Annotated in this window: 28 protein-coding genes and 4 tRNA genes; 10 read left to right on the top strand and 22 right to left on the bottom strand. The window is 58.6% G+C overall.

Features of this window, described 5'->3' with window-relative positions; translation table 11 throughout:
• Nucleotides 1-212: 212 nt before the first annotated feature.
• Both ACYZUD_RS01105 and ACYZUD_RS01100 read left to right on the top strand, forming a co-directional pair.
• Nucleotides 213-515, top strand: coding sequence for a hypothetical protein (locus ACYZUD_RS01105; protein ID WP_462022209.1), 303 nt, complete (start codon nucleotides 213-215; stop codon nucleotides 513-515).
• Nucleotides 516-807: 292 nt separating this feature from the next.
• The gene (locus tag ACYZUD_RS01100; RefSeq protein ID WP_003179963.1) at nucleotides 808-1,020 is read left to right on the top strand and encodes a cold-shock protein; all 213 of its coding nucleotides are present in this window, start codon (nucleotides 808-810) and stop codon (nucleotides 1,018-1,020) included.
• Between the two features lie 72 nt (nucleotides 1,021-1,092).
• Here ACYZUD_RS01100 and ACYZUD_RS01095 read toward each other — a convergent pair whose 3' ends face one another.
• Nucleotides 1,093-1,413, bottom strand: a complete 321-nt coding sequence (locus tag ACYZUD_RS01095; protein WP_462022208.1) for an I78 family peptidase inhibitor — start codon at nucleotides 1,411-1,413, stop codon at nucleotides 1,093-1,095.
• A 166-nt stretch (nucleotides 1,414-1,579) separates the two neighbouring features.
• A complete protein-coding gene (locus ACYZUD_RS01090; protein ID WP_128870603.1) occupies nucleotides 1,580-1,885 on the bottom strand; it encodes a hypothetical protein in 306 nt (101 codons plus the stop codon).
• Between the two features lie 132 nt (nucleotides 1,886-2,017).
• Between ACYZUD_RS01090 and ACYZUD_RS01085 the strand changes: the two genes are divergently transcribed.
• Nucleotides 2,018-2,230 (top strand): hypothetical protein, encoded by a 213-nt coding sequence (locus tag ACYZUD_RS01085; protein WP_461995358.1) that lies wholly within the window; start codon nucleotides 2,018-2,020, stop codon nucleotides 2,228-2,230.
• Between the two features lie 32 nt (nucleotides 2,231-2,262).
• Here ACYZUD_RS01085 and ACYZUD_RS01080 read toward each other — a convergent pair whose 3' ends face one another.
• The 8 genes from ACYZUD_RS01080 to ACYZUD_RS01045 all read right to left on the bottom strand — a co-directional run bounded on the left by ACYZUD_RS01080 (nucleotide 2,263) and on the right by ACYZUD_RS01045 (nucleotide 9,877).
• Nucleotides 2,263-3,291, bottom strand: coding sequence for a nucleoside hydrolase (locus ACYZUD_RS01080; protein ID WP_462022207.1), 1,029 nt, complete (start codon nucleotides 3,289-3,291; stop codon nucleotides 2,263-2,265).
• Between the two features lie 33 nt (nucleotides 3,292-3,324).
• A complete protein-coding gene (gene rbsD, locus ACYZUD_RS01075; protein WP_462022206.1) occupies nucleotides 3,325-3,729 on the bottom strand; it encodes a D-ribose pyranase in 405 nt (134 codons plus the stop codon).
• The gene (gene rbsK / locus ACYZUD_RS01070) at nucleotides 3,726-4,643 is read right to left on the bottom strand and encodes a ribokinase (RefSeq protein ID WP_462022205.1); all 918 of its coding nucleotides are present in this window, start codon (nucleotides 4,641-4,643) and stop codon (nucleotides 3,726-3,728) included. The genes rbsD and rbsK overlap by 4 nt, the downstream gene beginning before the upstream one ends.
• 37 nt (nucleotides 4,644-4,680) lie before the next feature.
• On the bottom strand, nucleotides 4,681-5,700 hold the full coding sequence (locus ACYZUD_RS01065) for a LacI family DNA-binding transcriptional regulator (protein WP_462022204.1): 1,020 nt from the start codon (nucleotides 5,698-5,700) through the stop codon (nucleotides 4,681-4,683).
• Nucleotides 5,701-5,703: 3 nt separating this feature from the next.
• Nucleotides 5,704-6,681 carry an ABC transporter permease gene (locus ACYZUD_RS01060; RefSeq protein WP_462022202.1) on the bottom strand — a complete coding sequence of 326 codons (978 nt, stop codon included), beginning with the start codon at nucleotides 6,679-6,681 and terminating at the stop codon, nucleotides 5,704-5,706.
• On the bottom strand, nucleotides 6,678-8,231 hold the full coding sequence (locus ACYZUD_RS01055; protein WP_462022200.1) for a sugar ABC transporter ATP-binding protein: 1,554 nt from the start codon (nucleotides 8,229-8,231) through the stop codon (nucleotides 6,678-6,680). Before ACYZUD_RS01055 ends, ACYZUD_RS01060 begins: the two co-directional genes overlap by 4 nt.
• Before the next feature lie 56 nt (nucleotides 8,232-8,287).
• The gene (locus ACYZUD_RS01050) at nucleotides 8,288-9,244 is read right to left on the bottom strand and encodes a substrate-binding domain-containing protein (protein WP_462022199.1); all 957 of its coding nucleotides are present in this window, start codon (nucleotides 9,242-9,244) and stop codon (nucleotides 8,288-8,290) included.
• 186 nt (nucleotides 9,245-9,430) lie between these two features.
• Nucleotides 9,431-9,877: a hypothetical protein gene (locus ACYZUD_RS01045; protein WP_462022198.1), complete on the bottom strand. Its 447-nt coding sequence runs from the start codon at nucleotides 9,875-9,877 to the stop codon at nucleotides 9,431-9,433.
• Nucleotides 9,878-10,229: 352 nt separating this feature from the next.
• On the opposite strand from ACYZUD_RS01045, the gene ACYZUD_RS01040 reads away from it, so the two are divergent.
• The 3 genes from ACYZUD_RS01040 to ACYZUD_RS01030 all read left to right on the top strand — a co-directional run bounded on the left by ACYZUD_RS01040 (nucleotide 10,230) and on the right by ACYZUD_RS01030 (nucleotide 12,465).
• A complete protein-coding gene (locus tag ACYZUD_RS01040; RefSeq protein ID WP_462022197.1) occupies nucleotides 10,230-11,318 on the top strand; it encodes an asparaginase in 1,089 nt (362 codons plus the stop codon).
• A 183-nt stretch (nucleotides 11,319-11,501) separates the two neighbouring features.
• Nucleotides 11,502-11,771: a DUF1654 domain-containing protein gene (locus tag ACYZUD_RS01035; RefSeq protein WP_462025159.1), complete on the top strand. Its 270-nt coding sequence runs from the start codon at nucleotides 11,502-11,504 to the stop codon at nucleotides 11,769-11,771.
• 4 nt (nucleotides 11,772-11,775) lie between these two features.
• A complete protein-coding gene (locus tag ACYZUD_RS01030) occupies nucleotides 11,776-12,465 on the top strand; it encodes an endonuclease (RefSeq protein WP_462022196.1) in 690 nt (229 codons plus the stop codon).
• A 56-nt stretch (nucleotides 12,466-12,521) separates the two neighbouring features.
• Here ACYZUD_RS01030 and ACYZUD_RS01025 read toward each other — a convergent pair whose 3' ends face one another.
• Nucleotides 12,522-13,430: a siderophore-interacting protein gene (locus tag ACYZUD_RS01025; RefSeq protein WP_462022195.1), complete on the bottom strand. Its 909-nt coding sequence runs from the start codon at nucleotides 13,428-13,430 to the stop codon at nucleotides 12,522-12,524.
• Nucleotides 13,431-13,532: 102 nt separating this feature from the next.
• Nucleotides 13,533-13,898, bottom strand: coding sequence for an SPOR domain-containing protein (locus tag ACYZUD_RS01020; RefSeq protein ID WP_462022194.1), 366 nt, complete (start codon nucleotides 13,896-13,898; stop codon nucleotides 13,533-13,535).
• Nucleotides 13,899-14,148: 250 nt separating this feature from the next.
• Between ACYZUD_RS01020 and csrA the strand changes: the two genes are divergently transcribed.
• A complete protein-coding gene (gene csrA, locus ACYZUD_RS01015; RefSeq protein WP_008028241.1) occupies nucleotides 14,149-14,340 on the top strand; it encodes a carbon storage regulator CsrA in 192 nt (63 codons plus the stop codon).
• Between the two features lie 181 nt (nucleotides 14,341-14,521).
• Here csrA and ACYZUD_RS01010 read toward each other — a convergent pair whose 3' ends face one another.
• Nucleotides 14,522-14,977, bottom strand: a complete 456-nt coding sequence (locus tag ACYZUD_RS01010) for a DUF2214 family protein (RefSeq protein ID WP_462022193.1) — start codon at nucleotides 14,975-14,977, stop codon at nucleotides 14,522-14,524.
• Between the two features lie 354 nt (nucleotides 14,978-15,331).
• Here ACYZUD_RS01010 and ACYZUD_RS01005 point away from each other — a divergent pair, with 354 nt between their 5' ends.
• Entirely contained in the window at nucleotides 15,332-16,042 is a 711-nt protein-coding gene (locus ACYZUD_RS01005) for a S24 family peptidase (RefSeq protein WP_462025158.1), read from the top strand.
• A 360-nt stretch (nucleotides 16,043-16,402) separates the two neighbouring features.
• Nucleotides 16,403-17,077, top strand: a complete 675-nt coding sequence (locus ACYZUD_RS01000; RefSeq protein WP_462022192.1) for a polysaccharide lyase family 7 protein — start codon at nucleotides 16,403-16,405, stop codon at nucleotides 17,075-17,077.
• A 78-nt stretch (nucleotides 17,078-17,155) separates the two neighbouring features.
• Here the strand turns inward: ACYZUD_RS01000 and ACYZUD_RS00995 are convergent.
• Nucleotides 17,156-17,232: transfer RNA gene (locus ACYZUD_RS00995), tRNA-Val, on the bottom strand.
• 183 nt (nucleotides 17,233-17,415) lie between these two features.
• Here ACYZUD_RS00995 and ACYZUD_RS00990 point away from each other — a divergent pair.
• On the top strand, nucleotides 17,416-18,699 hold the full coding sequence (locus ACYZUD_RS00990; protein WP_462022191.1) for an NAD(P)/FAD-dependent oxidoreductase: 1,284 nt from the start codon (nucleotides 17,416-17,418) through the stop codon (nucleotides 18,697-18,699).
• Nucleotides 18,700-18,810: 111 nt separating this feature from the next.
• Here ACYZUD_RS00990 and ACYZUD_RS00985 read toward each other — a convergent pair whose 3' ends face one another.
• From ACYZUD_RS00985 to ACYZUD_RS00950, 8 genes are all read right to left on the bottom strand, one after another.
• On the bottom strand, nucleotides 18,811-21,234 hold the full coding sequence (locus tag ACYZUD_RS00985) for a TonB-dependent siderophore receptor (protein ID WP_462022190.1): 2,424 nt from the start codon (nucleotides 21,232-21,234) through the stop codon (nucleotides 18,811-18,813).
• Nucleotides 21,235-21,301: 67 nt separating this feature from the next.
• The gene (locus ACYZUD_RS00980; RefSeq protein WP_462022189.1) at nucleotides 21,302-22,252 is read right to left on the bottom strand and encodes a FecR domain-containing protein; all 951 of its coding nucleotides are present in this window, start codon (nucleotides 22,250-22,252) and stop codon (nucleotides 21,302-21,304) included.
• Nucleotides 22,249-22,758: a sigma-70 family RNA polymerase sigma factor gene (locus tag ACYZUD_RS00975; RefSeq protein ID WP_462022188.1), complete on the bottom strand. Its 510-nt coding sequence runs from the start codon at nucleotides 22,756-22,758 to the stop codon at nucleotides 22,249-22,251. Before ACYZUD_RS00975 ends, ACYZUD_RS00980 begins: the two co-directional genes overlap by 4 nt.
• Before the next feature lie 376 nt (nucleotides 22,759-23,134).
• Nucleotides 23,135-23,211, bottom strand: a tRNA-Asp gene (locus ACYZUD_RS00970).
• A gap of 105 nt (nucleotides 23,212-23,316) precedes the next feature.
• Nucleotides 23,317-23,393 (bottom strand) — tRNA-Asp (locus ACYZUD_RS00965).
• A gap of 54 nt (nucleotides 23,394-23,447) precedes the next feature.
• Nucleotides 23,448-23,523, bottom strand: a tRNA-Val gene (locus tag ACYZUD_RS00960).
• Between the two features lie 159 nt (nucleotides 23,524-23,682).
• Nucleotides 23,683-24,459, bottom strand: a complete 777-nt coding sequence (locus ACYZUD_RS00955) for an SDR family oxidoreductase (protein ID WP_462022187.1) — start codon at nucleotides 24,457-24,459, stop codon at nucleotides 23,683-23,685.
• Nucleotides 24,456-25,667: an O-succinylhomoserine sulfhydrylase gene (locus ACYZUD_RS00950; protein ID WP_462022186.1), complete on the bottom strand. Its 1,212-nt coding sequence runs from the start codon at nucleotides 25,665-25,667 to the stop codon at nucleotides 24,456-24,458. Before ACYZUD_RS00950 ends, ACYZUD_RS00955 begins: the two co-directional genes overlap by 4 nt.
• Nucleotides 25,668-25,726: the final 59 nt, after the last annotated feature.

Below are 25,726 nucleotides of genomic sequence, written 5' to 3'. Positions count from 1 at the left end.
CAGGGTTATTCGCGCCTCTGCCGCCACCGGGACTGAAGGTCATCCGGAGCCTGCAAACGCCCGAGCGAGGCATGCTAGCACAGATGAACGGTCGTCGACGCACCTGCGCTTTATGCTGGGGCAAATCCGCGTTTTTTATGCCAGAGTGCTGAACTTGAACGCCGCTTTACCCCTCAGATAACAAGACATTGACCCAAAAGGAGCATCTCAGCATGCGTCTGAATCGTTTATTCGCAGTAGTCGCCCCCATCGTCCTGCTGCTGCCACTGGCCGCCCATGCCGATTGGCCAAAAGGCGAGCGCGAGAAATACATGGCTCAGTGCACCCAGGCAGCCACCCCTCAGATCGGCGCTCCTGCCGCTAAAGCACACTGCGCTTGTGGTGCCGATGCGATCAAATCGTACCCGGCCAGCGACATCCAGTCCTTGATGGACAACACGGCCAGTGACGCGCTGAAACAAAAAGCGCTGAGCAAAATCGCAGCGTGCAAAGCCGATCCGAAGGCGAAAAAATAAGCCCTGCTGGATGCCTTGAAGGCCAAAACAGCCGATGAAAAGCCTCTAAAAACCGCTTTTTTGTACAATTTATGCAGGTTTTACAGCTTTTTTTATCGTCTTTACTTTCGGCTTAAAGCCTTTTAAAACGGGGCTTTCAGCCACATCAAGCAACAAAGAAAGCGTGACTGCAGGGCAAACAGCACGTCCGGGGGGCTCCCAAAGCGAACATTTCGACTATGATACCCCGGTGTGCCCAGTTGGCCTGAGCAGCACAGTACTACTGAAAATATATGTTTCTTGGAGATACACCATGTCTAATCGCCAAACCGGCACCGTTAAATGGTTCAACGATGAAAAAGGCTTCGGCTTCATCACTCCTCAAGGTGGCGGTGACGACCTGTTCGTACACTTCAAAGCTATCGAAAGCGACGGTTTCAAAAGCCTGAAAGAAGGCCAGACCGTTTCCTTCGTGGCTGAGAAAGGCCAAAAGGGTATGCAAGCTGCTCAAGTTCGCCCAGAGTAATTTCCAGGCGCACTAAAAAAACCCCGTCCATGTGACGGGGTTTTTTATGGGTGAAACAAAAGTCTGAAGCGATCAGCCGCAGTTGACGCGGGTGACGATCCGATTGGTATCGGTGTTGAGGTTCAGACGATCGGAGCGGTACTCCAGGGTCACCATGTCGGTGGGCAAGAGGAACCGTGCGTTCTGCGCGCCGGCGCGGGTACGCGCCTGCTCCAGCAATTCAGGCGAAGCCTTTTTGCCAATGGTGAATTCGGCAGCCTTTGCCTCACAGCGGCTGTGACCCGTATCAGTCGTCGTGACAGGGTCTGTTGCCGACTCGGTGGAGGTCGTGCTGCAACCGGCCAGCATGGCAACGGCTAACAAAGTACCCAATGACGCGAGCTTCCAAGGCATGAAGCCTCCTTTTTTCAATAGTTAAGCTGAGATCGTGCGACCGCCAATCCAGTGATTGGTTTCACAGGGAGTGCTAGCACCCTGCCCTCGACCCGGACAAGCCGCGAGTTTGCCTGAGCATCGCCCTGCCGTTCATCCCTCAATCGTGACTGAATATGAACAGCACTCAATAGACATCAATGTAGTCGAAAGGCGGATTGGGCCAGTTCTGCTTCAGCGCATTGAAGATCTGCATGACCCAGACCTCGTCACTGGCCGCGACCCGCCCTACATAACCCGACCCTTTGGCCCACGTCTCCAGACGAAACAGCAGCCCGTCAATATCAGTGCCGCCTACGACGCCCGACGAAATATAGGCAATGCCACCTTTGGTCACCCGCAACTGAGTGTGCTCATCATCGCTGGCAGAGGCCAGCAACTGACGCACAGCCTCAAGGGTCAAGCCGTCAGGCGTGTTCAAATCGATCTGCACCGCACGTTCCTTGAAAAATCATCAATGACCAAGTGTCGCATAGCGCCTCTCTCATGCCTAAGTCGGAGTGCCAAACGCACCGCAAAATGGTTAACTCGACACTCAGACTTTCCCGACTTCACGAGCGACATCATGACCACCGTAAGCATCGACGCCGACATCAAAGCCAAGTGGCCACAGGGACATAGCTCCTACAGCCCGGGCAGCCCGGAAGAGTTGGCAATCATCGGTATAGATCTACTGGTCAAGGAATTGGGGACTGAAGCTGCGCAATCATTCATCGCGCAGATTTTCGAGAAGTATCCGGCCGACTACAAGGGCGCGGAATATAACGAGCGGGAGTGAAACCCGCAGGCTGGCACCTGCGGGCGTGAACCTTACTTCAGACGAGCCAGACGCTCGGTCAGCAGGTCGAAGAAGCCCTGGGCATCGCCGCTTTCAACCCAGAAGGCATTCTTCGGTGCCTTCAGGCCGTCATACCAGTCGACGATGGTTTGACCGAAGGTCGGGCCTTCGCGGCTATCCACGACCACGTTTACCGAGCGGCCAGTGAACAGCTCCGGTTTGAGCAGGTAAGCGATAACGGTCGCATCATGCACCGGCCCACCCGGAAGGCCGTAGTGCTCCATATCGCCCTTGACGTATTCATTGAGAATTCCGCCCACCAGTTTGCTCGCATTGTTGTTGATCGCGGCGATCTGCTTCAGGCGCGCCTCGCTGGTGAGGACCTTGTGGGTCACGTCCAGCGGCAGGTAAGTCAGCTTCACCCCGCTTTTGAGCACGACCTCCGCAGCCTGCGGGTCGGCGAACAGGTTGAACTCGGCCACCGGGGTGATGTTGCCCCCATTGAAGTGCGCGCCCCCCATGATCACCACTTCCTTGATGCCTTGAACAATTTCAGGCTCCTGAATCAGCGCCAGGGCCAGGTTGGTCTGTGGACCGAGCATGGCAATGGTGATGCTGTGGGGCTTGGCGGCCTTCAAGGTATCAATCAGGTAGTTGACCGCATTGCCCTTGGCCAGGCCCTTTTTTGGTTCGTGGACGGTGACACCCGACAAGCCTTCCTTGCCATGAATGTTCTCGGCGTAGATCGGCGTGCGCATCAACGGCTTCGGCGCGCCGGCATAGACCGGAACATCCTCGCGCCCTGCCCACTCGCGGGCCAGCCGCGCATTACGTGAAGTTTTGTCGAGGCGCACGTTGCCAGCAACGGTGGTCAGCGCGCGAATGTTCAGTTCTTCCGGTGATGCCAGGGCAAACAGCAAGGCAACGACATCGTCGGCACCCGGGTCGGTGTCGATGATCAGGTCGATCTTTTCCGCCGCCTGGGCGCTTGTTGCGGTAATCAGGGACAAAAGCAGCAGACTCCGGAGCAGGTGGTGCAGTTTCTGAGCGTAGCGGTACATAGCGCACTCCTTGTGCGTGGAAAGAACGGAAAGCTAAAACGTTACCCCAGCCACCAGCACGATGTTGCAGTACGGCTGACATTCGCCTGTACGAACAATCGCCCGTGCCTGTCGGCTCAGGACTTTGAATTGGTCATGACTGAGCAGCTCGCGCAGACCCAGTGAGCCTTCGGCATTCAGCTCATCCAGCGTGGCCAACGCCGACGGCTGCTTGTCCAGGATCTCCAGGGCCAGCACATGGCTCTCGACCTGCATTTCGCTGAGCACGACCTTCAAGGTGCTGACGAAATCCGGAATGCCATGGGTCAACGCAAGGTCGATCAGTTCGACGCCGGGTGGTACCGGCAGACCCGCATCGCCAATCACTACCGTGTCGCCATGGCCCAGGGATGCGATCAGCCGCGACAACGCGACATTGAGCAAAGGTGTCTTTTTCATGGTGCTTTGAACGCCTGTACATCAGACAAGGTGGGAATCGAGGGTTGCGCGCCAGCACGCGTCACCGACAGCGCCGCGGCGACCTGGCCGAAACGGATCGCTTGCGCCTCGCTTTTGCCGGCCGCCAGCGCTGCGGCGAAACCACCGACGAAGGTATCGCCGGCCGCCGTGGTGTCGACAGCCTTCACCTTCGGTGCCGCGAAATGTTCGAAACGTTTGCCATTGGCAAACAGCGAACCTTGGGCGCCGAGTGTGATGATGACCTTGCCGGCTCCCATGGCGATCAACCGGGTTGCGGCGGATTCGGCGGTGTCCAGAGAGTCCACTGGCAAACCGCTAAGGGCCGAAGCTTCGCTCTCGTTGGGAATCAGGTAATCGATGGATGCGAACCAGTCCGCCGGCAGCGGGCGACTGGCCGGCGCCGGATTGAGGATCACTGTTTTGCCCAGCTCACGACCACGCTTGAGCGCATGACCGACCGTGGCATCGGGCACTTCCAGCTGACAGATGATCACATCCGCCGCCTGCAACACCGCATCGAAACGGTCAATCACCGCTGGCGTCAGCGCACCGTTGGCACCGGCGACGATCACGATTGCGTTCTGGCTGTTGTCATCGACCACGATCAACGCCACGCCACTGGAACCCTCGACGGTACTGACCGACTGACAATCGATCTGCTCGGCCAGCAGCGCCCCGCGCAGTTCCTCGCCATAGGCGTCGCTGCCCACACAACCGACCATCGACACTTGCGCACCCAGCCGAACCGCAGCAACCGCCTGATTCGCGCCCTTGCCGCCAGAGACCGTGGCAAACGACTCGCCGATCAGCGTTTCACCGCCACGGGGCAGCCGCGGTGCCCGGGTCACCAGGTCCATGTTCAGGCTGCCTATTACCACTACTTTTGCTGGCATACATCACTACTCATCAATTCTATTTCAGCGGTGCTTTTTAGCGGAACTGGGCGAAGACGCCGGCCAGCGGCGCAGTCGACTCTCGCAGGACAATACTGGGCGTCACGATCCGTTGATCGGTGGCCATATCCGGTGTGGCGATCCGTCGCAAAAGCACTTCGGCCGCCATCTCACCGAGTTGCAGGATCGACTGGCCGACGGTGGTCAGCGCCGGGTAGACATAACGACTCATCTGGATATCGTCGAAGCCGATCACCGACAGCTCGGTCGGTACACGAATATTGCGCTCGGCGGCGGCTCGCAGCACGCCGATGCCGATCATGTCGTTACCGGCGAAGATGGCGCTGGGCGGGTTCTTTTCCAACAGGATCGCGGCGGCGCTATAACCGCCGGTGCTGGTGAAGTCGCTTTCCAGCATGCGCTCTTCGGACACCTCGACACCCGCCTCCTTCAAGGCCCGGCGGTAGCCGGCCAGACGCATCTGCGCCACGCTGGTACTCGCCGGCCCGCCAATGGTGGCGATATCGCGATGACCCAGCTCCAGAAGGTGTCGGGTCGCCAGATAGGCGCCGTATTCGTGATCGATTCGCACCAGATCGGCGTTCACGCCTTCCAGCCCACGGTCGACGATCACCATCGGCGTGCGCACACCTGCCAGGCCTTCTGCCAGCCCCGCGTCGCCGCCGGCCGAAGCCACAATCAGCCCGTCGATGCGTTTTTCCAGCAGCACGCGCAGGTAGCTGCGCTGCTTGTCCGGGTTGTCGTCGGAGTTGCAGAGGATCACGCAATAGCCATTACGCTCGCAGTAATCCTCGATGCCGCGTGCCAGTTCGGCGAAGTACGGGTTGAGGCTGTTGGGCACCAGCAGCCCGATGGTCGCGGTGGTTTTGGCTTTCAATGAGCGGGCCACCGCGCTGGGCACGTAGTCGAGGCTTTTGATCGCAGCTTCGACCTTGATCCGCACCTCTTCACTGACCGGTCGGGTCTTGTTCACCACGTGGGAAACCGTGGTGTAGGAAATCCCCGCAAGCGCCGCCACATCCTTGATTGTTGCCATGACTCAGGTCCGCCGGCTTGCGCGCTGACTGCGATAGGTATCGAGCACCACCGCCACCACGATAACCGCGCCGGTGATGATGCGTTTGGTAGGTTCGGTTGCACCGATCTGCGCCAGGCCTGCGGCCAACACGGAAATGATCAAGACCCCAAAGAAGGTACTGATGACCGAACCACGGCCGCCCATCAGACTGGTGCCGCCGATCACCACAGCGGCGATGACTTGCAGCTCCAGACCGGAGCCGGCATTCGGGTCAGCCGCCTCCAGGCGAGAAATCTGAAACAGCGCGGCGATACCGGCCAGCAGCCCCATCAGACTGAACACCAGGATCTTGTAGGGTTTTGGATTGATCCCTGCCAGACGTACCGCCTCTTCGTTGGTGCCGATGCCGATCAGGTAACGACCGAACACGGTACGGGTCAACACGGCCTGGGCAATGAAGATGATCAGCAAGGCAATGATGAACGACGGCGAGATGCCGAAAGCGATCGGGTTGGACAGCCAGGCGAAGGCGTCGCCGATGTAGGCCGTGCGCGACCCGGTCATCTGATACGCCACGCCGCGAGCCATTTCCAGCACGCCGAGGGACACGATGAACGACGGAATCCGCCACGCCACGGTGATCGAACCGGTGATAGTCCCGGCCAGTGCTGCCGCTGTCATTCCGAGCAACGCCGCAGGCAATACACTCCAGCCCCAGCCGAGAATCGCCACGCTGACCGTCGACGCCGCGAGCGCGAGCACCGAGCCCACCGACAGGTCAATGCCACCGATGATCAACACGAAGGTCATGCCGACCGCCAGCACCATCAAATCCGGGATCTGGTTGGCCAGGGTGCTGAAGGTGTCGTAAGACAGAAAATGGCTGCTCAGGACCGAGAACAGCGCGACCATTGCCAGCAGGGCACCGGCCAGGCCCAGATAGGTGCCGAGGCCGTAGAAGTTGCCACTACGTTTGCCGATGGACGTTGCAGTAGTCATGGAAGATCCCTTGGCGCTGCTTCGTTGAGCAACGCATCACGTTTTTGGTAGCCGGCAAAAGCGGCAGCAAGCAAGTCATCCTGGGTCCAGCTGTCGCGCTCGAACGTCTCGATCAAACGCCCCGCCGACAGCACGCCGATCCGGTCGCAGATCAGCATCAGTTCACGCAGGTCGCTGGACACCACCACCAGCGCTTTGCCCTGACGGGTCAGATCACCGAGCAGTGCATAGATGTCGAATTTCGCGCCGACGTCGATGCCACGGGTTGGCTCATCGAACAGCAGCACCGAACAATCGCGCTCCAGCCAACGACCGATCACGACTTTCTGCTGGTTGCCACCGGACAATTCCGACACCAGTTGCGTGGGGCTGGAACTGCGGATGCGCATGGCGTCGATCTGGCGCTGGGCCAGGGACATCTCATCGCCGTTGTTGACGAAACCGCCGCTGGAAATAACCGGCATATTGCCCAAGGCGATGTTGGCGCTGATCGATTGGGTCAGCAGCAAACCTTCGCCTTTTCGGTCCTCGGTGATCAGAGCGATACCATGACCGACCGCATCAGCCGGTGAATGAATGCTCACGACCTGTGCTGGCGACCCCAGCGCGACAGTGCCGCTGTCCGCCACATCGGCCCCGAAGATCAAGCGCAGCAATTCGGTACGCCCTGCCCCGATCAAACCGGAAATCCCGTAGATCTCGCCAGCGCGCACTTCGAAGGACACATCGCGAACCTTGTCGGAACGGGTCAGCCCTTTGACCGTCAATGCCGGAGCGCCGATCTTGCGTGGCCCCATGTCGATGTGTTCGCCAAGTTCACGGCCGACCATCAGGGTGACCAGTTGCTCGCTGTTGTAATTGGCCATCGGCTCGACGCAGACCAGGTTGCCGTCGCGCAATACCGCAATGCGCTGGGCGACCCGCGCCAGTTCTTCGAGGCGGTGGGAAATGTAGATGATCGATACGCCGCGAGCTTGCAGACGAGTGATTTGCTCGAACAGCATTTCGACTTCGCGGGCCGTCAGCATCGCAGTGGGTTCGTCGAGGATCAGCACGTGGCAATCGCCGATCAGGTTGCGAGCGATCTCGACCATTTGCTGGTGACCGATGCCGAGCTCTCCCACCAGAGTGTCCGGGTCGATCGCGTCGAGCCCGACCTGAGCCATGGCTTCGATAGCCGCCTTGCGCAGTTGCTTGCGGCTGATCCAGCCACCATTGCTGGGCAAATTGTCGAGAAACAGGTTTTCCGCCACCGACAGGGTCGGCAACAGATTGAGCTCTTGCATGACCATGCGGATGCCCAGATCTTCGGCCTGGGTGCGGCTGCCGGGGCGGTAATCCTGTCCCTGGAATTGCATCTGGCCGGTAGTCGGTGTGACCAACCCGCCAATGATTTTCGACAGCGTGCTTTTGCCGGCGCCGTTCTCGCCGGTCAGCGCCAGCACTTCACCGCGCATCAGCGTCATGTCGATGCCGGTCAGGACCGGTTGGGCGTAAGTCTTGCCGATACCGCTGACCGAGAGGACAGCGTTCGGGGCGGAAACTGACATAAAAACTCTCCATGCGCTCGCCCGGACGGGCGAGCGCCGTTGTGTCGCCAGAAGGACTACTTGGTAACCAGCTCTACCGGAGTTTCGATGACGCCATTGGTGCCGCTGTCGACTTTCTCACCTTTGATGATCCTCAGCGCAGTTTCGATGCCGAACACCGCTTGCCTGGCAGCAAACTGGTCAGCGGTGGCCAGGACGCGTCCGTCCTTGAGCATTGGCTTGATGGCGTTGATGTTGTCGTAACCGACCACTTGCACCTTGCCGGCCTTGCCTGCTGCACGCACGGCAGACACCGCGCCGACCGCCATGCTGTCGTTGCCGGCCAGCAGGGCCTTGACCTCCGGGTACTCGCTGAGTATCGAGGCGGCAACCTTGTTGCCTTTGTCGATTTCCCAGTCACCGGATTGCAAAGAGACGACCTTGATTTGCGCCGCTTCCATCGCATCCTTGAAACCCGCTGTGCGGGCCTGGGCGTTGGTAGTGGTGGATACGCCTTCGATGATCCCGACTTCGTCACCGGCCTTCAGTTGCTTGGCCAGGTACTCGCCCACCAGACGCGCGCCTTTGCGGTTGTCCGGGCCTACGAACGGTACGTTGATGTTCTTGCTTTTGACGACGGCCGGATCGAGCTGGTTGTCGATGTTGATCACCGTGATACCGGCATCGATGGCTTTCTTGATCACCGGAACCATGGCCTTGGAGTCAGCGGGTGCGATGACCAGCGCATTGACCTTGGCCAGAATCATTTGCTCGACGATGCGTGTCTGGCCAGCGGTATCCGTTTCGTCCTTGATGCCGTTGGAGATCAGGTCGAAATCGGCGGAGTGTTCTTTCTGGTAAGCCTTGGCGCCGTCTTCCATCGTCAGGAAGAATTCGTTGGCCAGGGACTTCATGACCAGCGCGACTTTAGGTTTTTCAGGAGTCTCGGCGAAGGCCGAAGAAACAGGCAGCGCGGCGGATGCGGCAGCCAGCATAGCGACAGCGAGAAGACGTCCAGCGAATGGCAGCTTCATGGGTTCACTCCGATCTTATGATTATTCTGAGCAACGCTTGCGCTGGCGTAGGCTTCGTTGCGCTCACCGACAGACAAGCCATCGGGAGCGTCACGCAAACGTTTGCGTAGACCGAACTATGCGAACCCTGCCGACATTTGTCAACGGCCCGTTGGTGCCCCAGTCAGCCAAAGCCAACCACCGACATCACGCTGTCGTGCTGACAATACTGCCGGTACTGGAGTCTTTGGCCAGCTCTTTCACCAGATTGCCAGTGACCTGGGCCAGCGCAGCGCTAGTATCGGCAACCTGCCCCTGGATCGACATGACCGCCGTGGTCTTGGCTTCCGGTGTCGGGTAAGACCGTGCCTGAGTGGCGGCCAGTTGTTGTTGCTGCTCACGCAACTGCTGTTGCAGTTCCTGCATCCGCTTGAGCAACATTTTCACGGCGATGCTTTGGTTGCTGCCACTGTCTGCTTTGGTTTCGGCGGGAGTGCCACCACCGGTCCGGACCTGGGTTGTATCACCCTCTTTCTCACCCAGCAGTTGCGTCGAGGTCTCGGAGGTGGATTCGCTCAAGGCGTTGATGGTGGTAGTGGACTTGCCGCCAATGGTGATTGCACCTGCATTGGGAAAACCGACAGCAAACGACATGTGAACTCCTGAAAAAAAAGATCCTTTAGAGAGACATCGACCTGCCCGCGGGTTTCTTTAGCATCGATTTACGATCTGGCAAGACGACTTGTTCAACAGGAGCCGTAGTCCTTTTCGGAGAGCCGAACGCAAATGCAAAACATATTCGGAAACCCGGACAACAAGATGTTTAAGCCACACTCAAAACAACCCTAATAGTTGATACAAATCATCAGGTTAAAGGCATTTTTCAATTCCCAAGCATGACTGGTACAGATCCTGCTTTTCTCATTCACCCCAAACGTTCAGATCAGCTTGGGGCGCATCTAGATGAACCTGCATCCGCACTGTCTCACTACTAGAGAGAAAAATAATGACATCTGCTTTCAAGACCTTCGTTCCGGGCGCCTTGGCCCTCCTGCTGCTCCTGCCTTCCGCCCTTCAGGCAAAAGAAGTCGACACCCAACAGAAACTGGCGAACGTGGTGATCCTGGCCACCGGCGGCACCATTGCCGGCGCGGGCGCCAGCGCTGCGAACAGTGCCACCTACCAAGCGGCGAAAGTCGGCATTGAACAATTGATCGCCGGGGTTCCGGAACTGAGCCAATTGGCGAATGTTCGTGGTGAACAGGTCATGCAGATCGCGTCCGAAAGCATCACCAACGACAACCTGTTGCAACTGGGTCGTCGTGTGGCGGCACTCGCCGACAGCAAAGACGTCGATGGCATCGTCATCACCCACGGCACCGACACCCTGGAAGAAACCGCCTACTTCCTGAACCTGGTGGAAAAAACCGACAAGCCGATCATCGTCGTGGGCTCCATGCGCCCAGGCACCGCGATGTCCGCCGACGGCATGCTGAACCTGTACAACGCGGTGGCCGTGGCCAGCAGCAAAGACGCACGCGGCAAAGGCGTGTTGGTCACCATGAACGATGAAATCCAGTCGGGTCGCGACGTCAGCAAGATGATCAACATCAAGACCGAGGCGTTTAAAAGTGCCTGGGGTCCACTCGGCATGGTGGTCGAAGGCAAATCCTACTGGTTCCGCCTACCGGCCAAGCGTCACACCATGGACTCGGAATTCGACATCAAAACCATCAAGAGCCTGCCTGACGTCGAAATCGCCTACTCCTACGGCAACGTGAGCGACACCGCCTACAAAGCCCTGGCCCAGTCAGGTGCCAAAGCCATCATCCACGCCGGCACCGGCAATGGCTCGGTCTCTTCGCGGGTCGTTCCTGCCCTGCAGGCCCTGCGCAAGGATGGCGTGCAAATCATTCGTTCTTCCCACGTCAACGCCGGTGGTTTCGTACTGCGTAACGCCGAACAGCCTGACGACAAGTACGACTGGGTCGTGGCACATGACCTGAACCCGCAAAAGGCTCGCATCCTGGCCATGGTCGCGCTGACCAAGACCAATGACAGCAAAGAGCTGCAGCGGATGTTTTGGGAATACTGAGTCGCCCTCGCCCGACCGCTTCCGGTCGGGCACCGCTTTCACCACTCGCCAACACTGGTGAGTGGTTCACCTCTCTAATCTGATAAAAAATCTCCTTCTTCCTACACCAAACGGAAAAAACCGCTGTCAGAGGATTTTCTTGAATTTTAAGCAGTTGCGAAAATGCTTACAGTTAAATACTGTATGCACGTACAGCTTAATAAGGATAATTCCGTGTCCACCACTTCTGCCTCTCCTGACGCCTATGAACGCATGGGCATGCGCGTTCAGAAAATCATCAATTCCCCCACCGCCCAGAAAGCCAAAGCTGCACTGATCTTCCGCCTCCCGGACGAGCCAGTGAATGAGTGGGAACGCCTGCTCGAAGAAATCGATGAGAACGACAACGTCACCCTCGCCTATCGCGACGATGGCGGCGTGCAGATTTTCTGGGTTGTGCCGAAGGAAGATTGAGTCAATGAGTGTCCGCTGGTTTGCTTTGCTGTTTCTGTTCATCTCCCTCGGCGCCCAGGCTGGCGCCCCACGCACCTTCAACGAAGCCAAGAAAGTCGCCTGGAAGCTGTACGCCCCGCAATCCACCGAGTTCTATTGCGGCTGCAAATACACCGGCAACAAGGTCGACCTCGCGGCCTGTGGTTATGTACCCCGCAAGAATGCCAAGCGCGCATCCCGTATCGAGTGGGAACACATTGTTCCCGCCTGGCAGATCGGCCATCAGCGTCAGTGCTGGCAAGAAGGCGGGCGCAAAAACTGCACGCGCTATGACCCGACCTATCAAAAGGCCGAGGCCGATTTGCATAACCTGGTGCCGAGCATCGGCGAGGTGAATGGCGATCGCAGCAACTTCAGTTTTGGCTGGCTGCCAGTGCAATCGGGTCAGTACGGCTCGTGCCTGACTCAAGTCGACTTCAAGGCGAAGAAGGTCATGCCCCGCCCTTCCATTCGCGGCATGATCGCCCGGACATATTTCTACATGAGCAAGCAGTACGGCCTGCGCCTGTCGAAACAGGATCGGCAACTGTACGAAGCCTGGAACAAGACCTACCCGGTCCAGACCTGGGAACGTCAGCGCAATCAGAGCGTGGCGTGTGTCATGGGGCGCGGCAACGAATTTGTCGGCCCGGTGGACATGAAAGCCTGCGGTTAAGCGTTCCCTGAAAACACAAAGGCCTCGGGTTTTAATACCCGAGGCCTTTGTTGTTTCTAACCACCAGCTTTGTTGTAGCGCCAGTAGCCCATCAGGTTGAGTGACTCCCGGGCAATCCCGCGTTCTTTGATCAAGTGCTTACGCAGGCTCATGACGGCGACCGTTTCCCCGGCGATCCAGCCATAGAATCCATCACCGGCCGCCTCCGACGTTTCCCAGAGGGTATCCGCATCCACATCGACCGCCGCCAGCTCCGCCGTTTGCGCTTTGGAAGAGGATGACGGCAGGTTCGCCTGACAGACCGCCTCGACCATCAGCGAGCCCGCGCCAGCAGCGGCGCAATGATCTCGAATCAACCACTCCACTGAAAGTCCGGGCCAGTCTGGTACCGGCAGCGCATCGTCCAGGCTGTCCACTTCAAAAAACGCCTGAGTAATCGGTGGCTCAGCGAGTGCCGCCATCTCATCCAGGATGCCGAGCGCTGCAGGCAACGCAGTGGCATCCGCGACCAGAAGCAGGTGCTTGAGCTGTTGGGGCGGCTTCCATTCGAAACCTCCCGCGTCTTGCGCCGAAAACTGGCGATCAGGTGCGACGATCTGTATCGACTCACCCGGCGCCGCATGGATTGCCCAACGTGAGGCAGGACCGGTTTCGCCGTGCAACACAAAATCGATGTCCACTTCGCCCTGCTCGGCTCGCAGATGCCTGATGGTGTAAGTGCGCATCGCGGGGCGCTGGGCCACCGGCATCGAGCGGTAGCGTGCGTACCAGCCATCATCATGGGACAGCCTGGCTGGCGAACCGTCCATGGCGGGAAAGAACAGCTTCACGCGCTGATCCGGCGCCCAAGTCGCCATCTCGGTGACCATCGGGCCGGCCAGCGTGACACGCATCATATGAGGGCTCAGGGTCTTTTTTTGACGCAGGACCGCGTCGAATATTTTGTAAGGGGTGGCGGAGGCCATCGGGGAACTCCTTCTGGAAATCGACAGTGACTACGTCTAGAGACGAGTCACCATCGATGCCCTTTAGAAAGTTCGGTCGAACGGCTTTAGCGACAAGACCGGTTACCGAGTCACTGGATGCTCGACGATCAGCAATTCGATGTTCTGTTTCTTCGCACGGGTGAGCGCCGCGGCCACTTCTGCCTGCTTGGCCTCTGCCTCGGCTTTCGAATTGAATGGCCCGAGCAGAATCCGGGTCTTTCCATTTTCCTTGACGACAGTGGAAACGAAACTGTGCTCGATCAGCCAGCCGCTGAGATCACTGACAGCCTGGGTGATTTCACCTCGCACTTCCAGATCCCACTGCGGTGCCGATGCCACCGTGGGTGCTGCCGCCGCTGTCGGCTGCGGTTTTTGCACATCAACGCTCTTGCCCTCACCACATCCCGCCAACGCCAGTACTGCGATTACCAAGGCCATTTTGCGCACAACGCTTCCCTCTGAATGCTTAAAGCGGGGATTTTAACATTCATGAATACTTCCCGAGTGCCGCAAAATGGGCTCAAAACAACGAGAATGATGGTTGCGGCCTCTGTATAGTTACGCCTTGGGAATTAATGCAGCATCTGCGCGTCAGAAAGAGGCACCCAAACCGTGAGACTTCGCACTAATCTATACATACCACCGACCTCTGCACTGTCCGAATCAGGTGCCCTACAAAGCAATCAAGGAGAAGACCATGCTGATACTCACCCGCAAAGTCGGTGAAAGCATAAACATTGGTGATGACATTACGATCACCATTCTGGGCGTAAGTGGCCAGCAAGTCAGGATTGGCATCAACGCCCCGAAAGACGTTGCGGTGCATCGCGAAGAAATTTATCAGCGCATTCAGGCTGGCCTGACCGCCCCGGACAAGCCGCAATCCTGAATCCTGCTGCAGTCAGTAGCCAGCCCGTTCATCCCGGAACCACGGCTGGCTAAGATTCAAGCGTCGCGAACACTACCGTAGCCACCAGCCCAGAACGTGCAGCCAATACTACCGGCCTGCCTCACGTTATTTCTGTCGGACGTTTCGGAAAAACCCAGGGAAAGCGTGCAATCGCACCTGGCTAACCAAACGTCACACCTCGCGCCATGCCCGTGGCCGCCACAACCATCAGCAACACCAGCAGCGCTTCGATATGACTGATCCGTGCAAACAGCTTTGCACGACCGGCATCGATGGCCGCGCCGCGCGCCTGCGCAATCCGCCATTTAATCAGCGTCACCATCGGCGCAACTTCCAGCAACAGGATGAGGACGAACAGCGTCATCTTGAGGTGAAACAGAGGCTGATGCAGGTAGTAATCAGTGCCCTTTTCGTACCCGCCAAAGGCTCGCATCCCACCGGTGACCAGGAGAATGACTGCAGAGATGCCCCACAGATTGTCCGCGACCAGTACGCTGCGAGCCTCCCCCGCCCCGGCAGCCAGGCGCCGAAAAGCCGTACCGCGAGACAGCACGGCCCAGAAGCCCAGTGCAAACGCCAAGAGGTGAACCGCCGCAAGAAACCAGTGAGCCAGCATCGAGTTACTCCTGTCAGGACGAAGTTGAATCAGCCTGTCAGTAGTAGCCCATAAATCTGGCGCCCGCTCACTCCGCGCCTATCGCTTGCCCTGGCAGACATTAAACACTTCGTTCACATCCGATACTTCTGCTCGCATGCCGGAGTATTTCATCAACGGGTCAGGCGGCGGAAAGCTCTGGCCAGATTTGGCGCCAGTCTTCAGCCCTCAACTCTTGGCGAGTTAGGCGACTCGATTGTTACCAAAAGGTAATTACAAAGAAATTCCTATAGGGGGATTTACCTTTTGGTAACAGGAAGGGATCATTTGGCCATGGAAATTTCAGATATTCGCCGCGAAAACTTACGCTCGCTCATGATGCAGCGCTTCGAGGGAAAGCAGGCTCGCCTGGCTGACGCCCTTGGCAAGAGCGCAAATTACATCTCTCGCTGTCTTTCAACCTCGATGCCTGCGTCGAGCAGGAAAAACATTGGGGAGGATTTCGCTCGGGAAATAGAGCAGACCCTTGGACTTGACCGATACGGTCTCGACAAGGCGGGAATGGCTGCGGATGGAGGCGGGGCAAAAACCAACCCACCCCTTCACCTTTCTGATATCGAGACCTGGGATGACGAAACCCCGCTCGATGACGATGAGGTCTACGTACCATTCCTCCAGGAAGTGGAGTTGGCTGCGGGATCTGGTCGGTTTGCGATTGCAGAAAGCAACAGCGCCAGGTTGCGCTTCTTCAAAAAAGACCTGCGTCATAACAACGTGCAGTTCAGCAATGCGAAATGCGTGGCAGTGAGTGGCAACAGCATGCTTCCAGTGCTTCGCGACGGTGCCACGGTAGGCGTGAACGTCGGAAAGAATTCGCTGGGCGATATCGTCGACGGCGACATGTACGCGATCAACCACAACGGCCAGCTCCGCGTAAAGCAGGTCTACCGGACTCCTACCGGCATCCGATTGCGCAGCTTCAATCGTGACGAGCACCCGGATGAGGACTACACCTTCGCCGAGACTCAGGAGCAGCAGATCGCGATCCTGGGTCACGTGTTCTGGTGGGCGATGTACTCACGCTGACCTCGTTCACAGAAATGCCGCTTCTGTGGTTCCGATCTAGAGACTCAATCAGCTCAACTCCTTCCGGTTTCGCCCGAAGCCCGCCAAGTGCGGGCTTTTTTTCGCTCATGCAAAACAATTACCAACAGGTATTGCATATTAAGTTACCTGAAGGTAATGTTTATTTCATCGCAACCCAGTCCCCACTATTGGGACCGGCAGCGAAGGGTCGAGAGATCCGCCGCTTTAACAGCCCAGGATCCTCGCCATTGATTACTCCGGCTTTCAGCCGAGAGAGCAACAAACAGTCGATGAGTGGGTTGGGGAAACGAAAGGCTCAACTGAGCAAAAGGTGACATCAAATGAAATAAGGAATCGACAATGACTGTAGACATCAGCAACTTCACCATCGCTACCCCGCTGCCTATTTCTGACACCAACCCGATTGCGCTGGAGCTGATCGGTTGGCGGGCACTGATCGAATGCCCCGACATCGTCTCGATGCTTCCCGATGGTTCGCTGCAGATGACAGCGCCAACGCTCGGAGCTTCGAGCAAGAGCACGAAACGAACTCGCTGCGAGTGGAAGGAGCCTGGCTACTGGCTGTTCTCCAGCGCCGCAGAGCACTGGAACCGACAAGAAATGCGACTGACGAAGGTCAACTCGCTGCAGAAGGTCGTGATCGGTCAAATTCACGTAAAGGGTTCCGAACGACCTCCGGTAAAAGTGTTCTGGAACAAAGGCAAAATCACCATGGGATTCCGGTCGAGCTACCTGCAAGACGACCCGGTCAATTCGACAGTTCTGGAAAACGTGCCGCTTGGTGCACTTTTCAAAATCAACATTCATGCGAACTCGAGCGGCGCTGTATCCGTATCGGCGAGCTGTAACGGTGTGAAATCCACCTCCGCAATCATGCGCCTCGACAACACTTGGGACACGAAAACTCTCGCCTTCCACGGCGGTGTGTACAACCAGATTGATTACTCCGACATCACCAATCCGGAAGACGGCTCGATCTGCATTATCAGCGACCTTTCCATAACCCACGCCTGATATCGCAAATAGCAGGCAACAAAAAGGGCCCACCTTTCGGTGAGCCCTTCTAGACCGCCCAGCAGAGCGGATTTTGTTTGGTAGGCGCGATTGGACTCGAACCAACGACCCCCACCATGTCAAGGTGGTGCTCTAACCAACTGAGCTACGTGCCTGCTGTGAGGCGGCATTCTACGGAATTCCGGAGGGGTGTCAACACCTTTTTTCGAGCTAACCCTATGAATATGCAAAATATTTAATTTTTCTGCTGCAAAGAAGATTTTGCGGTGGCTGGCGGTAGATTTTTAACTCGGGTAGGATCGACGCACTCGTAAAATATATTAAACAGAGGCCGCAGGATGGCGAACACCCCCTACCCAGAGTCCTATTACGCCGCGTCGGCCAATGCGGTTCCGCCGCGCCCGGCCTTGCAGGATGACGTAGAGACTGATGTCTGTGTAATCGGTGCCGGTTACACCGGTCTGTCTTCTGCCCTGTTTCTGCTGGAGAACGGTTTTCGGGTAACCGTCCTGGAAGCCGCCAAGGTCGGCTTCGGCGCCTCGGGCCGTAATGGCGGCCAGATCGTTAACAGCTATAGCCGTGATATCGATGTGATCGAACGCACAGTCGGCCCCAAGCAGGCTCAGTTGCTGGGACAGATGGCGTTCGAGGGCGGGCGGATCATTCGGGAGCGGGTCGCCAAATACAACATTCAATGCGATCTGAAGGACGGCGGTGTATTCGCCGCGATCACTGCCAAACAGATGGGCCATCTGGAATCCCAAAAGCGCCTGTGGGAGCGTTTCGGTCACACGCAGCTCGAGTTGATGGATCAACGTCGCATCCGTGAAGTGGTGGGCTGCGATCAATACGTCGGCGGCATGCTCGACATGAGCGGCGGACACATTCATCCGCTTAACCTGGCGCTGGGCGAAGCCGCTGCCGTCGAATCATTGGGCGGTACTATTTATGAGCAGTCGCCGGCGGTGCGCATCGAGCGTGGCGCGAACCCGGTGGTGCATACGCCCCAGGGCAAGGTCAGGGCCAAATTCATCATCGTTGCGGGCAACGCGTACCTCGGCAATCTGGTGCCGGAGCTGGCAGCCAAATCCATGCCCTGCGGAACTCAGGTCATTACGACCGAACCCTTGGGCGACGAGCTGGCGAAAAGCTTGCTGCCCCAGGACTATTGCGTCGAAGACTGCAATTACCTGCTCGACTACTACCGTCTGAGCGGCGACAAGCGCCTGATCTTCGGCGGCGGTGTGGTGTATGGCGCGCGGGATCCGGCGAACATCGAGGCGATCATTCGGCCGAAGATGCTCAAGGCCTTCCCGCAGCTCAAGGACGTGAAGATCGATTACGCCTGGACCGGCAATTTCCTGCTGACCCTGTCGCGTCTTCCTCAAGTCGGACGCCTGGGCGACAACATTTACTATTCCCAAGGCTGCAGCGGCCACGGCGTGACGTACACGCACCTGGCAGGCAAGGTGTTGGCCGAAGCACTGCGTGGTCAGGCCGAGCGTTTCGACGCGTTTGCCGACCTGCCCCACTACCCGTTCCCCGGCGGACAAATGCTGCGCACACCCTTCGCTGCGCTGGGTGCTTGGTATTACGGCTTGCGGGACAAGTTCGGGTTCTGACCGACAGACGAAAAAAGGGGCAACTGAAAAGTTGCCCCTTCTTACATCAGCCCGGAATTCAGCCCCTTCGCTGACGCCCTTCCCTGTGGCGCAGCGCACGGCTGTGTCGATTCAGAAATCGACGGTCGCCGAAAGGAGGTAGGTGCGCGGGGTCGACAGCGTCAAGCCTGGCTCGCTGTCATCCGAGGCCCCGGCCGAACTCCAGTAGCGCTTGTCCGCCACGTTCTCGACATTGGCACGCACGGTGACGTTCGTTTCATCGACCTTGAACGCATAGCGTGCGCCCACGTCGAAACGCTCCCAGGAGTCGATTTCCTTGTTGTTGGACTGGTCCAGAAACTGCGAGCTGGAATAGATGCCGCGGCTGGTCAGGGTCAGGCCCTGTACGTTCGGCACGTCCCACTCGGCGCCCAGGTTGACGTTGTATTTCGGCGTGGCAGGCGCCCGGTTGCCGTCGAAGGTGCCACCGGTGGTGTCAGTCAACTCGCTGTCGATGTACATGACACCGCCGAGCAGGCGGAAACCATCGAGCGGTTCACCGAACACACTCAGTTCTACACCTGTATTCTCACGCTTGCCGTTGGGGCCGAAGACCCGCGTCGTGGCGTTGGTCTCATAGGCTGGCTGCTTGATCCGGAACACCGCCGCGGTGACGGCAAACGCACCCGCGTCATATTTGGCGCCGACCTCGACCTGACGACTGATGAACGGTGGGAAGATCTCGTCTTCGTTCACCGAAGTCGACGGCGCGATCTTGCCCTGGCTCAGGCCTTCCATGAAGTTGGCATACAGCGACAGCTTGTCGGTGGCCTTGAACAGGATGCCGCCTGATGGCGAAACCTTTTCCTCATCGTAGGCGGTGTCGCCTCTGACATTATCGGTCCAGTCGTCAACCTTCACGCGCTGCCAGCGAGCGCCGAGGGTCAGCAGCAGCCGATCATCAAAGAAACCCAGGGTGTCGGACAACGCCACGCCGGTGGAGCGGTTCTCGGTATAGACCTTCGCATCCTGTCGCGTGGGTCTGGCAGGCGTTGGTGTTTCCACGGGGTTATAGATGTTGCTGTTGGCCGCGGCATAACGGGCACCGCCGTTCTCAAAGTCCATGTAGAAATAGCTGGCGGCCAGATTGATTTCATGGCTCACCGGGCCGGTATGAAACCAGTTGCGCACCCCTGCCGTGCCCGTCCGGACATTTTCGTCACGGGTGAAGTCACGCGGTTGAACGCTGAAAGCGCCAGCATTGTTGGTGACTGAAACGGCATGCCGGAGGAAATCATGGTTACTTTTGCGCGCGCCCACACCGCCGTACAACATGACGGAATCGTTGACATCGTATTCAGCGTTCACCGTGCCGAAGGTGTCGTTGGTACTCGCCTTGCTCCAGGGCTGCGCATAGTTGCGGCGCACATCGCTGGCATGCGGAACCTGCGCGTTAGGGCCCACCTGCACGCGTTCCTGCGGCGCGTCGGTATCACGCTCGTTGCGCCCGATATCCGTCGAGAGCCGCAGGCGTTCACCGCGAAAATCCAGGCCCAGCACGGCCATCTCGCGATCGACATTCTGGTGATCCCATTCGGTGTCGCCGGACTGCTTCACGCCGTTGAAACGAATACCGAACTTGTTGTCTTCACCGAAGCGCCGGCCGACATCCACGGCACCACCGACCTGACTGTCGGAAGCATACATACCGGTAAACGAAGTGATGGGCTTGTCGGTGGCGCGCTTGGGCACCACGTTGATCCCGCCCCCCACGCTGCCCCGCGGCGAGATGCCATTGATGAGCTGGGTCGGACCTTTGAGGATGTCGACGCGGTCGGCCATCTCCATATCGATCGTATAGGTCGGCAGGATGCCGTAGAGGCCGTTGTAGGCGACATCACTGTTGAACAGGCTGAGCCCGCGAATGGTGAACTGCTCATAACGCCCACCCGCCGGGTTGGTGGCGCGAACCGACGGATCGTTGGCGATCAGATCGCCCAGGGTACGAGCCTGCTGGTTTTTGACCACCTCGCTGGTGTAGGTGGTCATGCTGAACGGCGTTTCCATGAAGTCTTTCGAGCCCAGCAAGCCTTGCGAACCACGGCGCGCGACCTGGCCGCCGGCATACACGCCGCCATCCGCCGAGTCGGTGGCGCCAAGAATCGAGGTAGGGGCCAGTTGCAGGCTGCCGCCTTCTGGCGCCGGGGTCAGGATGTACGCCTGTTCACCCACTGGCTGCAGTTGCAGACCAGAACCCTGCAACAGTCGGGCAAAGCCCTCCTCCACCGCGTATTCGCCGGAAAGACCGGTGCTGGTGCGACCTCCCACCAGTGCCGGGTCCACTGACAGATTGACCCCGGCCAGCCCGGCGAAGCGAGTCAGCGCTGCGCTGAGGCTTCCTGCCGGCACCTGATAACTGCGTCGAGGCGCGTCTTCGGCCCAACCGGCAGTGATGAACAACGGACACGCACTCAGACTCAACAACAGGCTCAAGTGCAACAACGGGCGCAGACTGGAAGAACCCAGACGCGTACTGCAGGGCATCACTACGGGCATTGAGAATCTCTCTGATTTCGTTTCACTTGCCTTGAATGACAAGCGAAGCGAAAAAAGGGGACAGCCCTCAGACAATATTTTTGCGCGGCAGCAACGTAACCCAGTAGCGCGTACGCATATGCACCTCCAGCGGTAAGCTGACCGCCAGCAGCGCCAGGATGCGATCGGTGTCTTCCAGACGGAAACTGCCGGTGACGCGCAGCGATTCCAGTTCTGGCTCCCAGCGCAACACGCCCGGGCGATAGGTGCTGAGTTCGCGCAGAAAATCCCCCAAAGGTTGGTTCTGCGCCATCAACACACCGTCACGCCAGCCCGGTGCAAGCACATCGAAAGGCTCCACGGTGCCAGCACCCGCCGCCAGAAGGCTGACTTGCTGACCAGCACGCAACGAAAAGACCGGTCCGCGCAACGGCTGCAACTGCACCGTGCCTTTAAGCACCGACACCCTGCAACCCGTCTGCCCCTGACGAACACACACCTCGCTCTGACTGACGACCACTTGTCCGAAGTGCGTCTGGATCGTCAACGGCGAGGTCCCAGGCACATTCAGCGCTATTTCGCCCTCCACGAGCGTCAGTCGCCGGGTCTTCAGGTCGATATCGACGGCACTCGCGGTGTTCAATTGCAGCGAACTGCCATCAACCAACTGGACTTTTTTGCCCTCCCCGGTCGCGGTTCGCAGGTCGGCGCGCCAGACATCCAGAGGCAGCTGCCGACTGATCAGCCAGGCAGTCGGCACCAACGCCACCGCCCCGATGGCGCGCTTGAGCACCGTACGCCGGCTCGTCTGCGGCCGATCCAGGCTGGCCATGGCCAATGCCGACGGCAGGTCGGCAAAGCGTTGGCGCAAGAGTTGAGCTTTTTGCCAGGCCTGTTCGTGACTGGGATGGCTGTCACGCCATTGCTGCAGATTGGCGCGATCTCGTTCATTGGCGGCGCCTGATTCCATGAGTGCCAGCCATTGAGCGGCGGCCCGCACGACTTGCCGGACTTCAGCCGAAGGTGCCGAACCGATCACAATTCCACCAGCAGGCAATGTTCGTAGGCTTGCGCCATGTAGCGCTTGATCGTGCGCTCGGAGACTTGCAGGCGTTCGGCAATCTCCTGATAACCCAGGCCTTCCAGCTGACTCCAGAGAAACGCCCGGCGCACCGCAGTCGGCAATCCATCGAGCAATTCGTCGAGGACTTGCAGGGTTTCCAGAAGCAACCAGCGTTGCTCGGGCGACGGCACACAGTCTTCCGGCAGCAACGCCAGGGCATCGAGGTAGGCCTGCTCCAGGCTACGACGCTTATAGAAGTTGGCCAGCAGTCGCTTGCCGACGGTCGCCAGGTAGGCGCGGGGCTCCTGCAGGTCGGCAATGTGCTGCGAGCTGGCGAGTAACCGGACGAAGGTATCCTGGCTCAGGTCTGCCGCATCACATCCATTACTCATGCGTCGCCTCAGCCAGCTTTCCAGCCAGCCACGATGGTCGCGGTACAGGTCGTGAAAGGTTTGCGCCGCCGGCATCGCTGAATCGCTCATGTCAAGAAACCCTGCGCCAAGAAATATTTTAAATGCGACTCATTCTAATTAGTGTTGTGACGTCAAACCAAGCCCTTTGTGCGGTTTACACTCAGGAATAACTTGATTACGTGAATAAGAGGCAGACGTTTCGGCTGCACAACCCCCGGCTAATCAGGGCTGAGCGTTATTGAGGGGGTTGTTAAAAAAACAGGATTGGCTGCGCACCCGAGTCGGGCGGACGAGAAGACGTGAGGCCGGGATAAAAAGCCAAATCGCAGACACAAAAAACCCCGGTCTTTCGACCAGGGTCTTTGCTATCGACTCGAAGTGGACACTGGCTTGCCAGTCATCTTCTTCGTAGCACCAAGGCGTTCAGTGGGCCTTGAGGCAGATATGGCGCAGCGGACGGGACTCGAACCCGCGACCCCCGGCGTGACAGGCCGGTATTCTAACCGACTGAACTACCGCTGCGTATCGCTTTGAGCTGACGCTCAATTAACTCGTCTGATTGAAAGCTCCGAGATTTTTTAACCTCTCTTTCAATCTCGAATCAGGGCAAACCTGACTCGGAAAATATGGCGCAGCGGACGGGACTCGAACCCGCGACCCCCGGCGTGACAGGCCGGTATTCTAACCGACTGAACTACCGCTGCGCGTCGGTGGAGGCTTTTCAGCTTCCATCTTGCTTTCGCAAGACTCTCAAGAAGTGGTGGGTGATGACGGGATCGAACCGCCGACATTCTGCTTGTAAGGCAGACGCTCTCCCAGCTGAGCTAATCACCCTTTGCTTCTCTGAGGCCGCGAAATTTACGCAGGTAACGAAGCTAAGTCAATAGCCCGCTTGAAGTTTTTCTGAAAAAGACAAAAACATGTCATTTCCCGTGACGCCGACACCAGCCGCCCTCAACCTCAAGCCCCGCTTACCGCGGACCCTTGCTCGAACTACTCGCTGTAAATCATCTTCTTGGTCATGCCACCATCGACCACAAACTCCTGGCCCGTGACGAAACCGGCGTTCTTCGACAGCAGCCAGGCCACCATTGCAGCCACGTCTTCGACCGTCCCTACCCTGCCCGCCGGATGCTGGGCATGGTCGGCGTCGGTCAGCGGCTCGGCACGCCGTACAACGGGGTCCCGCGTATCGATCCAGCCCGGGCTGACCGCATTGACGCGGATTTCCGGCCCGAGGCTGATGGCCAAGGCGTGTGTCAGGGCCAACAGACCGCCCTTGCTCGCCGCGTAGGCTTCGGTGTCCGGCTCCGACTGCCCGGCGCGGGTCGAGGCCAGGTTGACGATCGCACCGCTGTGAGCGCGCAGGTACGGCGCACAGTGCTTGGCCAAAAGCATCGGCCCGCTGAGATTCACCGCCAGCACCCGATTCCAGTACGCCAGATCGAGGCTTTCCAGGGTGATGTTATGCGGATCGGCCACTGCCGCGTTGCACACCAACGCATCCAGACGCCCGAACTGCCCCAGCACCTCGGCGACACCCAATGCCACCTGCCCTTCGTTCGACACGTCCATGGCAATGAACCAGGCGTTTTCGCCAAGCACCTTCGTCACTTTCGAGCCGCGCACCCGGTCCAGGTCCGTCAGCACCACCTGCCAGCCTTCGCTGATCAGCCAGGCCGCGATCCCCAGCCCAATGCCCCGTGCCGCACCGGTAACCAGTGCGACGCGGCCATTGGTACCGGTGCTCGGCGTAGACAACTCGATCACAAGGCAGCCAACCCGCGCGCCAGATCGGCTTGCAGGTCTGCCACGTCTTCCAGGCCGACCGCGATGCGGATCAGGCTGTCACGAATGCCCGCGGCTTCACGCTCTTGCGGCGCCAGACGGCCGTGGGAGGTGGTGCTCGGGTGAGTAATGGTGGTCTTGCTGTCGCCCAGGTTGGCGGTAATCGAAATCAGACGGGTCGCATCGATAAAGCGCCAGGCGCCCTCTTTGCCACCCTTGACCTCGAAACTCACCACGGCGCCGAAGCCCTTCTGTTGACGCAGGGCCAACTCGTGCTGCGGATGGCTCTTGAGGCCGGCGTAATGGACTTTCTCGATGCCGTCCTGCTGCTCCAGCCATTCGGCCAGTTGCTGGGCGTTGGCGCAGTGAGCCTTCATGCGCAGGCTCAATGTTTCCAGACCCTTGAGGAAGATCCAGGCGTTGAACGGACTCAGGGTCGGCCCGGCAGTACGCAGGAAACCGACCACTTCTTTCATCTGCTCGCTGCGACCGGCCACAACACCACCCATGCAACGGCCCTGGCCGTCGATGAACTTGGTTGCCGAGTGCACGACAATGTCTGCGCCCATCTTCAGCGGCTGCTGCAATGCCGGGGTGCAGAAGCAGTTATCGACCACCAGCATCGTGCCTTTGGCGTGAGCGATTTTCGACAATTCGGCGATATCCACCAGCTCGGCCAACGGATTGGACGGCGACTCGACAAACAGCAGCTTGGTATTGGCCTTGATCGCCGCATCCCAACCGGACAAGTCCGCCAGGGGCACGTAATCGACTTCGATGCCAAAGCGCTTGAAGTACTTCTCGAACAGGCTGATGGTCGAACCGAACACGCTGCGCGACACCAGCACATGATCGCCAGCACTGCACAGGCTCATCACCACCGCCATGATCGCGGCCATGCCGGTGGCGGTGGCCACGGCCTGCTCGGCGCCTTCCAGAGCGGCAATGCGCTCTTCGAACGCGCGCACGGTCGGGTTGGTGTAACGCGAATAAACGTTGCCCGGCACTTCGCCTGCAAAGCGTGCCGCCGCATCGGCAGCGGTACGGAATACGTAGCTGGAAGTGAAGAACATCGGATCACCGTGTTCGCCTTCCGGCGTGCGGTGCTGACCGGCGCGTACGGCCAGGGTATCGAACGCTACGCCTTCGAGGTCGCTGTCCAGCCGACCGGCATCCCAATCCTGACTCATGCTGTCACTCCTTGCTTGCTCTCTGATAGATACAAAACCGGCCCCTCAGGGCCGGTAAA

It is taken from the genome of Pseudomonas sp. XS1P51 (assembly GCF_054897845.1).
The sequence above is the reverse complement of the archived record's forward strand: the minus strand, read 5'-3'. Positions and strand labels throughout refer to the sequence as shown.